At 72.7% G+C, this 12,131-nt stretch carries 10 protein-coding genes; 8 read left to right on the plus strand and 2 right to left on the minus strand.

Annotated features, from left to right (window positions below; translation table 11 throughout):
* Positions 1-92: 92 nt before the first annotated feature.
* Together J3P30_RS09305 and J3P30_RS09310 are read left to right on the plus strand one after the other, a co-directional pair.
* A complete protein-coding gene (locus J3P30_RS09305) occupies positions 93-917 on the plus strand; it encodes a sugar phosphate isomerase/epimerase (RefSeq protein ID WP_210480767.1) in 825 nt (274 codons plus the stop codon).
* A complete protein-coding gene (locus J3P30_RS09310) occupies positions 914-2,038 on the plus strand; it encodes a Gfo/Idh/MocA family protein (protein WP_210480768.1) in 1,125 nt (374 codons plus the stop codon). Before J3P30_RS09305 ends, J3P30_RS09310 begins: the two co-directional genes overlap by 4 nt.
* A gap of 261 nt (positions 2,039-2,299) precedes the next feature.
* Here the strand turns inward: J3P30_RS09310 and J3P30_RS09315 are convergent, their stop codons facing one another.
* Positions 2,300-2,791, minus strand: coding sequence for a DUF427 domain-containing protein (locus tag J3P30_RS09315; protein ID WP_210480769.1), 492 nt, complete (start codon positions 2,789-2,791; stop codon positions 2,300-2,302).
* An 81-nt stretch (positions 2,792-2,872) separates the two neighbouring features.
* Positions 2,873-3,514 (minus strand): DedA family protein, encoded by a 642-nt coding sequence (locus J3P30_RS09320; protein ID WP_210480770.1) that lies wholly within the window; start codon positions 3,512-3,514, stop codon positions 2,873-2,875.
* A 233-nt stretch (positions 3,515-3,747) separates the two neighbouring features.
* On the opposite strand from J3P30_RS09320, the gene J3P30_RS09325 reads away from it, so the two are divergent.
* From J3P30_RS09325 to J3P30_RS09355, 6 genes are all read left to right on the plus strand, one after another.
* Positions 3,748-4,698, plus strand: a complete 951-nt coding sequence (locus J3P30_RS09325) for a hypothetical protein (RefSeq protein ID WP_210480771.1) — start codon at positions 3,748-3,750, stop codon at positions 4,696-4,698.
* A 152-nt stretch (positions 4,699-4,850) separates the two neighbouring features.
* Positions 4,851-5,930 (plus strand): phosphotransferase, encoded by a 1,080-nt coding sequence (locus J3P30_RS09330; RefSeq protein WP_210480772.1) that lies wholly within the window; start codon positions 4,851-4,853, stop codon positions 5,928-5,930.
* A 200-nt stretch (positions 5,931-6,130) separates the two neighbouring features.
* Entirely contained in the window at positions 6,131-9,802 is a 3,672-nt protein-coding gene (locus tag J3P30_RS09340; RefSeq protein ID WP_246852746.1) for a serine/threonine-protein kinase, read from the plus strand.
* A 123-nt stretch (positions 9,803-9,925) separates the two neighbouring features.
* A complete protein-coding gene (locus J3P30_RS09345) occupies positions 9,926-10,171 on the plus strand; it encodes a hypothetical protein (protein WP_210480773.1) in 246 nt (81 codons plus the stop codon).
* Positions 10,172-10,209: 38 nt separating this feature from the next.
* Positions 10,210-11,295: an NAD(P)-dependent alcohol dehydrogenase gene (locus tag J3P30_RS09350; protein WP_210480774.1), complete on the plus strand. Its 1,086-nt coding sequence runs from the start codon at positions 10,210-10,212 to the stop codon at positions 11,293-11,295.
* A gap of 80 nt (positions 11,296-11,375) precedes the next feature.
* Positions 11,376-12,059: a hypothetical protein gene (locus J3P30_RS09355; protein ID WP_210480775.1), complete on the plus strand. Its 684-nt coding sequence runs from the start codon at positions 11,376-11,378 to the stop codon at positions 12,057-12,059.
* Positions 12,060-12,131 lie beyond the last annotated feature (72 nt).

Raw genomic sequence — 12,131 nt, forward strand, 5'->3', positions numbered from 1 at the left:
TGCAAATACCTCCACGTGGATGTTTTGTGTTAGCGTCCCAGCGTCGCGCTCGGATCGACGCGACCAGACGACGATGTAGGAAGAAGGTCCCCGTGGCACTGCCCGAGGCATCCGTCCAGCTCTATACGCTGGCCGCCCAGTTCTCCGCCGACATGCACGGCTCGCTCGACAAGCTCGCCGCCGCGGGGCTCTCGAACGTCGAGGCCTTCGCGTTCGTCGACCGGGCACCCGAGCTGCGCGCGGCGCTGGACGCGAGCGGCCTCGCGGCCCCGACCGGGCACGCGCCCCTGCTCTCCGACGAGCTGTGGACGCCGGACGGAGCGATCCCCACGCCCGCGCCGGAGGTCGTCTTCGAGGCGGCCGCGACGGTCGGCATGCGCATCGTCATCGACCCCTTCGTCGACCCCAAGCGATGGCTGACCGAGGACGGCGTCGCCGACATCGCGGACCGCCTCAATGCCGCCGCCGACGTCGCGGCCGGCTTCGGTCTCTCCGTGGGATACCACAACCACTCGCAGGAGTTCGTCGCCGACTTCGACGGAGTCAGTGCGTACGAGCGGTTCGTCAGCCTCACCGACGACCGGATCGCGCTCGAGCTCGACCTGTTCTGGGCACTCGCCGGCGGCCAGGACGTGCCCGCACTGGTCGAGCGGCTCGGCACCCGCCTCGTCGCCGTGCACGTCAAGGACGGCGTGGTGCCGCCGAGCAACCCGTTCGCGCCCGACGCTCCGGCCTTCAGCTCCGACAGCCTGGATCAGCGGCACGCCGGAACCGGCGACGTCCCGCTCGACGCCGCGCTGCGCGCCGCGACCTCACTCGAGTACGCCGTGATCGAGTACGACCACGCGCCGGGCGACGTGTTCGAGGACATCGCCGCGAGCCTGGCCTTCCTGCGCGACGGCGGGTACGTCAGGTGAGCGCGGTCGGCATCGGCATCATCGGCGCCGGAGTCATCAGCGACACCTACCTCGAGAACCTGACGTCCTTCCCGGACGTCGAGGTGCTCGTGGTCGGCGATTTGGACACCGACCGCGCCCGCACGCAGGCCGAGAAGCACGGTGTGCCGGCCTCCGGCACCGCCGACGACGTGCTCGCCCACCCGGGCGTCGAGCTCGTCGTGAACCTCACGATCCCCGCGGTGCACGTCGAGGTCTCGGCCGCGGCGATCGCCGCGGGCAAGCACGTGTGGACGGAGAAGCCGCTCGGCCTCGACCGCGAGAGCACCGAGGCGCTGCTGGAGGACGCGACGGCGGCGGGGCTGCGCATCGGCTCGGCTCCCGACACGGTGCTCGGTCCCGGCTTCCAGACGGCCAAGCGCGCCATCGCCGAGGGGGTCATCGGGCAGCCGCTGTTCGCGCAGACGGTGTTCCAGACACAGGGGCCGGACCTCTGGCACCCGAATCCCGGGTTCCTGTTCGCGCGCGGCGCGGGTCCGCTGCTCGACATGGGCCCGTACTACTTCTCGGCCCTCGTGAGCCTCTTCGGCCCCGTCCACCGCGTCGGAGCCCTCGGGATGAAGGCCCGTGAGGAGCGAACCATCCGCACGGGACCGAACGCCGACACGGGCTTCCCCGTCGAGGTGCCGTCGACGATCCAGGTGCTCGCCGCCTTCGAGGCGGGGCAGCAGGCGCAGAGCCTCCTGAGCTTCGACTCTGCTCTCGAGCGCCACGGGGTCGTCGAGATCCACGGCACCGAAGGCAGCATGGTGATCCCCGACCCGAACCGGTTCGAGGGGCGGACCGCCTACGTGAAGCCGCTCGGCGTCCTGCGCGACGGCATGTCCTTCGAGCAGCCCTGGCACGAGGTCGAGCAGCAGGGCGTCGTGGTCGGCCGCGGCCTGGGTGTGCTCGACATGGTGCGCGCCATCGCGGAGGACCGCCCGCACGTCGCGACCGGGGAGCTCGGCTTCCACGTGCTCGACATCATGCTCTCCGCGGAGGAGTCCGCCGAGCGCGGCGAGTTCGTCGCGGTCGAGAGCACCGTCGCTCCCGTGCCCGCCGTGCCCGCGGACTTCGATCCGCACGCCCGCACGCTGTAGCGCTCCCGATCGCAGGGGCTGGCGCCGCGCCGCCAGCCCCTCGCGACCGCGCGAGGTGCGCGCTCCTGGTCCCGCTTCCAAGGGCTGCGGCCTCGGCTTCGTGCAGGGGCGGTGTCAGAGAACACGGCCGATGCCCTCGCCGATCAGACCCACCTCGAAGTCGGCGCGGTTCTCCTGAGTGCCGGCAGGTACCTGTCGCCTGTTCCCACCAGTACAGGCGCCCGGAGGCGGGAGGCCTCCCTGCGCGCCAGCGGCGCGCCGTCACCAGCCGAGGGTGCCCGAGGCTCCCTTGAAGGGTCCGACGACACGCGAGGTGATCCAGCCGCCGTAGAAGCCGCCCTCCTGCGGCACGACGCGCTCCCCATCGACCTCGCAGGCGTCCATCGCGGCCGGATAGAGCGATACGTGATCGACCAGCGCCTCGTAGCCGGAAAGCGGGGCCGGGTAGGTCCAGGCGGCGCGAGAGGCCGTCACCCCTCCCGCCCTCACATCGAGGTAGCTCGCCCGGCCCTTGTACTCGCACACGGACGAGCCGGCGGCGGCCCGGAGCGCTCCGGGTGGGAACGCGGACCGCGGCAGGTAGTAGGCCGGCGGGTGACTGGTCTCGAGTACCCGCAGAGCCTCGCGGGTGTCGGCGATGACCATCCCGCCGAGGCGCACGACCACGCGCTCGCCGCTCGCCTCTACTCGGGGAGGCCGCGGATAGTCCCACACCGACTCCTGGCCGGGGCCCGGCCGAACACGCGGGATCACCCCGCCACGCTAGAGCTCGGGGCTGAGTGGAGCCCGCTCAGTCGCTGACGAACAGCAGCTCGTGCGCGAAGGAGCGAGTCGTCATGGGCTCTCCGCCTCGCGCGAGAGGTCTGCGCGTGCTCGCCGGTCACGGAGGACGGCCAGGACTCCGGAGACGACGGACGCGGTGATCGCAGCGGCCGCCACCGCGTACGCGGCCGGACGCGCCCACTCGAGGCTGACCGTGAGGTAGCCGCTCATGGTGATGAGCACGCCCCAGAGGAGGGCGCCGACGAGATTGGCCGTGACGAAGCGCCGGTACGGCATCCCGCTCACTCCCGCGATCGGAGGGATGAGCACTCGGATCCAGGGCATGTACCTCGCGATGACCACGGACCACCAGCCGAACAGCTCGTAGAACCGTTCCGCCCGCGCCACCATCCGGCCGATCCAGGGACTGTCGCGGCGGTTCAGGTACGGACGCCCGTAGCGACGCCCGAGCAGGTAGCCGACCTGATCGCCGAGGAAGGCGGCGACGCCGACGCCGACCGCGAGCACCCAGATGTTGAGCCCCGGGACGGACCTCGCCAGGGCGCCCGCGAGGAACAGCAGCGAGTCGCCGGTGATGAAGGGGATGAAGATGCCGAGGAACAGCGCGGTGCCCGCGAAGACCAGACCCCAGACCACCAGGTGGAAGAGGAGTGGACCGACCTCCCTCAACCAGTCGGAGAACTCCGCGGGCATCTCACCGCTCCCGACCGGATCGAAGTGACCTCTAGGGGCGACCCTACGGCGTTCCGGGCTACGGGCCCAAAGCGACGAGGGAGGAGCCGCGCCCCGACGTCCGCTTCCTGGGACGGCGGGCACCGCCTCCCGAGATTGCAGGAAGGTTCACGTGCCACAGCAGCGTCCCGCACGATGCCTTGCCGTCTATACGATCGCCGCTGACCCTCGCCGCGCCGCCCCCAGGAGAGCCCGTGTCCCGCCCCGATGCCGCCGCCCGCCGCCCGTTCCCCTGGGTGCGCACCGTCGTCCTGTACTCGATCGTCGGCTCGCTCGTCGCCGCGGCGGTCGTGGGGGTCGTCAGCGCGCTCGTCGGGGAGTTCGGGACCCTGTCCTGGCAGGCGATGGGGACCATCGCCCTCTTCGTCTTCTTCGCGCTGCTCTCCTGGTACGACGCCGACGTCTCCGCCAGGCGCTCCCGATGGTTCGGGGTGGCGTCCGTCCTGACCTCGATCTACCTGCTGATCGTGGGGCTGGCCAAGATCTGGCTCCCGCACGACGACGACCTCGTCGCGGACGGCGACGGGGTGGCGCTCTACCCGACGTACTCCGACGGCTTCTCCGACTTCCTGTCGTGGCTCTGGCTGGTGCTGGTGGCGCGCATCGCGCTGCTGCACATCCACCTCCTGCTGACGATCTACGCCCGCTTCCAGACGGCCGCGATGCGCGTCGTCTCCCGGGTCACCTTCGTCCTCGTCGCGGTGCTCGCGGTGATGCTGTCGCTGCCCGCGCTCACCCCCGGCCAGGCGTACCCGGAGCTCTACTGGCGCGTCGTCGCCGCCGTGGCGATCGCCGACGCGCTCGGCACCATTCTCGTCCCGCTCGTCCACGTGCTGTTCCACCGCCAGCCTCGCCCTGCCGCGCCCGCTTCGCCGCAGCACGCTCCTGGTCAGCCGGTGGCGATGGCGGGGACTCCCGCCCAGGTGCCGGACCAGAGCCCTGCTCCGGCACCTGGCGGGCCGCTGCCGCTCACCCTGACCTCGGAGCGTCCCAACCCGCTCGCCCCGCCGCTCTCCGCGTACGCGCCGCTGGAGCCGAAGCCCGCTCCGCAGCTGCTCATGTGGCCGCGCTACTCGGATGGGCGGCCCCTGCCCGCTCGCGCCGACGGCAAGCCCGACTTCACCGGTGTCCTCGGCTACGAGTGATGCGCCACCCTGCTGATGACCGTCGTGACCGGCGCCCCGTCATCGCCGTCCAGCCCTCCGGCGCTCGTGTCGACGGACACCCCTCGCCCGCCGTCGGACACGCGGTCGCGACGGTCGTTCGCCGCCGCAGGATCTCCTGAGCGGCGGACGGGATGAGCGACTCGGCGGCACTGCGGGCGGCGGTCGGTGCCGCGCTGTCCCGGGAGGTGCGGGACCTCGCGGAAGTGCGGCGCGAACCGCTGGAGTACGACGCGTTCCTGGCGCACCGGGAGGTGAGGCGCATCTCCGGCGTCGCCATCGCCGACGGCGAGCGCATCCCCTGGTCGATGATCGAGAAGACGACCGAGGGTCCGCACCTGGCGGTTCCGTATCTCACGGACAACGGCGGGCGCGAGTACGCGGCGTACGCGTCGGGGCTGCTCAAGGACCTGGCGCCATCGGTGCGGGCGCCGCGGGCGCACCGGGCGTTCGTCGAGAAGGACGGACGGATCGTGCTCTGGCTGGAGGAGATCCACCACGAGGGCGCCCGCCCGCTGGACCGCGAGTCGATCCTCGCCGCCGCCCGGGACCTGGGCGGGCTCGCGGGCCGATGGATCGGGCGCGACCTGGTCCAGCCGTGGCTGTTCTCCGGATGGATCGACCGGCACGGCCAGCCCGAGGCCGTCGCCCGTTCCCGCGCTCTCCTCGCGCGACGACACCCGGCAGTCCTCGATCGCCTGGGCGAGGACCGCGTGGACGGGGCTGAGCGACTGATCCGGGCGCAGCCGCAGGTGCGCGACATCCTCGAGGCGCTCCCGCGGACGCTGTGCCACCATGACGCGGTCGGAGCGAACGTGTTCCGCTCGCGCGGCGGCACCGTGCTCATCGACTGGGAGTCGGTCGGCCCGGGCCCGGTCGGTGCGGACCTCGCCTCGCTCCTGTTCGCTTCCGTCCGCCGGGGCGACGCCTCGATCGCCGTGGTCGCCCCGCTCCTCGACGAGGCCTTCGAGGCCTATGCCGAGGGCCTCCGTGTCGAGGCTCCGAGTGTCGAGATCGGCGACGTGCGCCGCGGACTGGATGCGGCGATCGCGCTGCGGTGGAAGCTGGCCGCGGACGTCGCGGAGGGACTCGAGCGGGGCGGCGCACCGCGGCGGGGCAGCCTCGCCGACGAGCCGCCGGAGGAGGCGCTCGACGAGCTGATCGCGCTCGTCGACGTGCTTCTGGAGGGGGCCGACCGCGTCCTGCGCGGGTGACGCCGGCGGCCGGCCGGCCGACCGGCGCCCTCGGACAGGGGGCCGAAGGCCTGTTGCCCTGGCGGCCCCTCCCGCGGAACCATTGGGCCTTGCGCCTCTTCCTCACCTCTGCGGTGTCGTCAGGCGAAGCGGAAGGCCGCGACGGACCGCGGAGGAGCACGCCGCGGCACGAGACGACTGCTCGAGGCGGTGAGGAACGCATGAGGCCGACTCCTGGCATCACCCTCGGCGCTCGCTATCGGCTCTCGAGGCGCGTGGCGACCGGCGGCATGGGCGAGGTGTGGGAGGCCACGGACGCCGTGATCGGCCGCACGGTCGCGGTCAAGGTCCTGCGGGACGAGTACGCCGGCAGCAAGGGCTTCCTCGAGCGCCTCCGCACCGAGGCGAGGCACGCCGCTCTCGTCACCCACGACGGCATCGCGCGCATCTACGACTACGGCGAGGAGGCGGGAGGCGCCTACCTCGTGATGGAGCTGGTGCCCGGGGAGCCGCTCTCCGCCGTCCTCAGCCGGGAGTTCTCCCTCCCCGTCGACCGGGTGCTCGACCTCCTCGAGCAGACCGCGACGGCCCTGCACGCCGCGCACTCGGCCGGTCTCGTGCACCGCGACATCAAGCCCGAGAACCTCCTCCTCACCCCGGAGGGACGGGTGAAGATCACCGACTTCGGGATCGCCCGGCTGGCGGAGGGGGTACCGCTGACGGTCACGGGTCAGGTGATGGGCACCGCGCAGTATCTCTCTCCCGAGCAGGCGAGCGGCCGGCCGGTCACGCCGGCGTCGGACCTCTACTCCCTCGGGATCGTCGCCTACGAGGCCCTCGCGGGTCGCCGTCCATTCACGGGCGAATCGCCCGTCGCGATCGCGCTGGCGCACCTCCAGGAGACACCGCCCGACCTGCCGCCGCGGGTGCCGGAGCCGGTGCGGCGGCTCGTGCTGTCCTGCATCGCGAAGAGCCCCGCGGACCGTCCTGCCTCGGCGGCGGACCTCGCGCGGGCAGCGCAGGCCCTTCGAGGGGCGGACCGGGAGCCGCCGGTTCGCCCCGAGTCCCTAGGGGACGACCGCGCTGACGCGACTCCACCCCCGGAGCGGTCGGCGCCGGGGCGGGAGTCGACGCCGTCCCGGCCGCTGCTGGAGACGAAGCTGTACCTGCCCAAGCCGCACCGGCGGACGGTGCCCCGCCCGCGGCTGCTCGAGCGTCTCGACCGCGGGACCGCATCGACGCTGACCCTGGTGTCGGCGCCCGCGGGATTCGGCAAGTCCACGCTGCTCTCCGCGTGGCTCGCCGCCGGGCCGGCCCGGCCGTCCGATGAGCGATCCGTCGCCTGGCTGTCGCTCGACGAGGGGGACAACGACCCGGGCCGGTTCTGGACCTACGTGGTCGCGGCTCTGCGGCGCGCCGTGCCCGGGCTGGGCCCGATCGGCGCGCAGCTGCTCGAGGCGTCCGCGTCCTCTCCCGGCCCGGAGGCCCTCACGGGCCTGCTCAACGACCTCGCCGCGCTGGAGGACGACCTGGTCCTGGTGCTCGACGACTACCACGTGATCGAGTCGCGGAGCGTGCAGGACGGCATGGCCTTCCTGCTCGACCACATGCCGCCGCGCCTGCACCTGGTGATCTCGAGCCGCGCCGATCCGCCGCTGCCGCTGGCGCGCCTGCGGGCCCGGGGCGAGCTGATCGAGGTCCGGGCCGCCGACCTGCGCTTCACCGATGACGAGGCGGCGGCCTACCTGACCGAGGTGATGGGCCTGGCGCTGACGGCTGCGAACGTCTCGGCGCTCGCCGGCCGGACGGAGGGATGGGTCGCGGCCCTCCAGCTCGCGGCCCTCTCCCTGCAGGGCCGGGACGACCTCACCGGCTTCATCCAGGAGTTCGCGGGCGACGACCGCTACATCGTCGACTACCTGGTCGAGGAGGTGCTGCAGGGTCAGCCCGACCACGTCCACGCGTTCCTGCTCCAGACCTCCATCCTCAGCCGCATGAGCGGTGCACTGTGCGACGCCGTGACCGGCCGGGGCGACGGCCGGGGGATGCTGGAAGCGCTCGATCGGGCGAACCTGTTCCTGATCCCGCTCGACGACCGGCGCCGGTGGTACCGCTACCACCACCTCTTCGCCGAGGTCCTGCAGGCCCGTCTGCTCGACGAGCGGGCGGACGAGGTGCCGGAGCTGCACCGCCGGGCGAGCGTCTGGCACGCGGAGCACGGTGAGAGGGACGAGGCGATCCGGCACGCGTTCGCCGCCGGCGACCACCGGCTCGCCGCCGACCTCCTCGAGCTCGCGCTGCCCGAGCTCGGGAGGCAGCGACGCGAGTCCGCGCTGCGGGGCTGGCTCGAGGCGCTCCCGGTGGAGCTCCTCCGCGACCGGCCCGTGCTCAGCCTCGGCTACGTCGGAGCCCTGCTCTCCACCGGCCAGGTGGAGGGTGTCGAGGCTCGCCTGCGGGATGCCGAGCGCTGGCTCGAGCCCGCGGTTCCCGCGGAGGAGGGAACCGCCCCGGCGGAGCCGGTGGTGGTGGATCAGCACGAGTTCCGCCGTCTCCCAGCGACCGTCGCGGTGTACCGAGCGGGGCTCGCGCTGGCTCTCGGCGACGTCCCCCGGACCGTGCACAACGCCCGGCGAGCTCTCGAGCTCATCGGCGAGGACGACCCTTTCCGGCGGGGAGCCGCCGCGGGCGTGCTGGGGCTCGGGCTCTGGGGGAGCGGCGACCTGGAGGGGGCGTACGAGGCGTACGTCTCCTGCTCCGCGGACCTGGAACGAGCGGGATACATCTCGGACGTGCTCGGCTGCGCGATCACCCTGGCCGACATCCGGATCACGCAGGGGCGTCTGAGCGACGCCCTGTCCACGTACGAGCGGGCCCTTCAGCTCGGACTCGAGCGGGGCGGGCCCGGCCTGCGCGGGATCCCGGACATGCACGTCGGGATCGCCTCCATCCTGTGCGAGCGGGGCGAGGCCCAGGCGGCCGCAGAGCATCTCCGGCGCAGTCAGGAGCTCGGCGACCACGCCGGCATGCCGAAGAACAGGTACCGCTGGCGGTTGGCGATGGCCCAGCTCCGGCGGTCGGAGGGCGATCTGGCCGACGCGGAGCGGCTGCTCGACGAGGCGGAGCACTTCTTCGTGGCTGACATGGCTCCCGACGTGCGCCCGATCCCCGCGGTGCGGGCCCGGCTGTGGCTCGCGCAGGGGAGGGTCGCCGAGGCCGCCGGCTGGGCGCGTACCAGGGGCCTCTCCGCCGAGGACGATCTCGGTTACCTGCGTGAGTTCGAGCACGTCACCCTGGCACGGATCCTCCTCGCGACCTACGAGGGCCAGCGCAGCAGGAGCGCCCTCGACGACGCGGTCGGACTGCTCGGGCGTCTGCTTCCGGCCGCAGAGCAGGGCGGCAGAACGGGGACCGTCGTCGAGATCCTGATGCTGCAGGCCATCGCCTCCTCGCTCCGCGGCGACGTGGGCTCGGCGCTGGTGCCGCTCCGGCGCGCCCTGATGCTCGCGGAGCCCCAGGGCTACCTGCGGCTGTTCCTCGACGAGGGGACCCGGGTACGCGGCCTCCTTGCGGAGGCAGCGGACCGCGGGCACGGTGGCGCCTACGTCCGCCGGCTTCTCGGCGGCGCCCCCACGGGGGACGGCCCTGCTGAGCGGACCGACGGCGGCGCAGCTCTGCTCGAGCCCCTCAGCGAGCGGGAGCGCGAGGTCCTCCGGCTGCTCGAGACGGACCTGAGTGGCCCGGAGATCGCGCGCAGGCTCGTCGTGTCGCTCAACACCGTGCGCACCCACACGAAGAACATCTACGCGAAGCTCGGCGTGAACAGCCGTCGAGCCGCAGTGCGCCGGGCGGAGGAGCTCGGCCAGCTCTCGCGGGGGCCCGGACGGCCGTCCTGAGAGATCACCACCGGTCTCACCCGATGTGGTGAGGCGCGATCACCCACGTCGCTCGTACCGTTCGAGTCAGGAACGGGGGCGCGGACTGGTCCGATGCCACCGCGACTCGGGAAGGAGCCTCGAATGAGCGGGTCAGGGACGTCGACCGGTGCGCCGGAGGGCGGCGGCGGGTACGCCATCCGCGTCCGAGGCCACCTCGACACCCGGTGGGCGGACTGGTTCGACGGGCTGACGCTCACGCAGGAGGCCGACGGCAGCACGCTCCTGCAGGGCTCGATCCCGGACCAGGCCGCTCTCCACGGCGTGCTCCACCGCGTCCGGGATCTCGGCCTTCCCCTCGTCTCGGTCACTCCGCTCGACGGCCCGTGAGCGGGACCCCGATTGCGACACGACACAAGGAGACAGACATGGGAAGCACGAACAGCAGGAGCAGCGGCGGCCGGTCCGGCAGCGAGGGAACGACGATGAGGGCAGCCGTCTACCGCCGCTTCGGCGATGCCGACGTCGTCGAGGTGGACGAGGTCCCCGTTCCCGTCCTCCGGGACGACGAGGTGCTGATCCGCGTCCACGCCGGCACGGTGAGCGCCGGCGACTACCGTGCCCGCACCCGGGACGTCCCCCGCGGCGTGCTGCTGCCGGCCGCCCTGACCGTCGGCTTCTTCCGGCCCCGGCGCCCGATCCTCGGCATGGACGTGGCCGGTGTCGTGGCGGCGGTGGGACCGGACGTGACCCGCTTCCGGGTGGGCGACGAGGTGATCGCGATGCTCGGCGCCGCCTACGGCGGTCACGCGGAGTTCGCGGCGATCCGCGAGGGTGGAGCGATCGCTGCGAAGCCGCGCAACCTGTCCTTCGAGGAGGCGGTGACGCTGGTGTTCGGCGGGATCACGGCGCGCGCCTTCCTCGCCCAGTCCCCGCTCGCGCCGGGCGCGCGCGTCCTCGTCAACGGCGCATCCGGCGCCGTCGGCACCGCGGCGGTCCAGCTGGCGAAGGAGGCCGGCGCCCATGTCACGGCCGTCTGCAGCGCCGGCAGCAGCGGACTCGTCGCCTCGCTCGGCGCGGACCGGGTCATCGACTACCGCGTCACCGACTTCACGCAGGAGGACCAGACCTACGACGTCATCGTCGAGTGCGTCGGCAACGCCCCCTTCGAGCGCGTCGAGGGACTGATCAGCCCCGGCGGAGCGCTCCTGCTCGTGATCACCGATCTGCTCGGCGTCCTTCGAGCACCGGGCCGGACGCGCCGCAGCGGGAAGAAGATCGTGACCGGCCCCGGCCGATATCGGGGGGAGGACCTGGGGTTCCTCGTCGGCCTCGCCGAGCAGCGACGCTTCCGGCCGGTGATCGACCGCATCTACCCCCTCGACGACATCGTCGAGGCGCACCGCCACGTCGCCGGCGGTCACAAGAAGGGCAACGTCGTCGTCCGGCTCACCCCTGCCGAGGACGCCGCGGGAGCGGGCGAGGATCACCACACGGATCACCAGACGTGGTGACGACGACTCACCAGAGCGGTTCCTACCGTCGGAACAGCTCTCGGGATCCCGAGGGACCGACTTCTCGAAGGAGAGTGGACATGACCATCACGACCTCGGGGCTCACCCGCGCAGCCGCCGTCGCCGCCGCGCTGTCCGGCGCCCTCTACATCCTCATCCAGCTGATCCATCCCGCCGAGGCGGTGTCGTCAGTGCTGGAGGACTCCTGGGCGATCGTGCACTACCTGACCCTGGCGATGGCCGTCCTCGGCCTCGTGGGCGTCACGGGCATCTACACGGTCCAGGTGACGACGGCCGGCGTGCCGGGCCTCGTCGGGTTCCTCCTGCTGAGCGGCTTCTTCCTCGCCGTCGCGGCGTACAACTTCCTGGAGGCGTTCGTCCTCCCGCCGCTCGCCGAGCGGGCCCCCGAGGTCGTCGAGGACATTCTCGGCATCTTCGGCGGCGCTCCCGCGGACGGCAGTCTCGGCCCTCTCGAGCAGGTGAGCGTTGTCGCGTTCGCGCTGTACCTGCTCGGCGGCGTCACCTTCGGCATCGCGGTCTTCCGGGCGCGGGTGCTTCAGCGGTGGGCCGGCATCCTCCTCGCGGCGGGCGCGGCGTCGACCCTCGTGCTGCCGCTGCTTCCCCACGCGGTGGGGCGCCTGGCCGCGGTGCCCGTGGGCCTCGCCCTGATCTGGCTCGGCTGGTCGCTCTGGTCGCACGAGCGGAACAGCCGTCCCGCTGCCCAGGGCGCGAGCGAGCGTCGGCTGCCGGCGGGCGTCCGGTGAGAACCGCCGGTTCAGTTGGCCGGTCGAGCTCCGCGAGCTCGCCGGCTCCGGTTCGGCCCGCTGCGGCGGGCC

Source organism: Naasia sp. SYSU D00948 (assembly GCF_017916515.1).
Classification (GTDB): domain Bacteria; phylum Actinomycetota; class Actinomycetes; order Actinomycetales; family Microbacteriaceae; genus Naasia.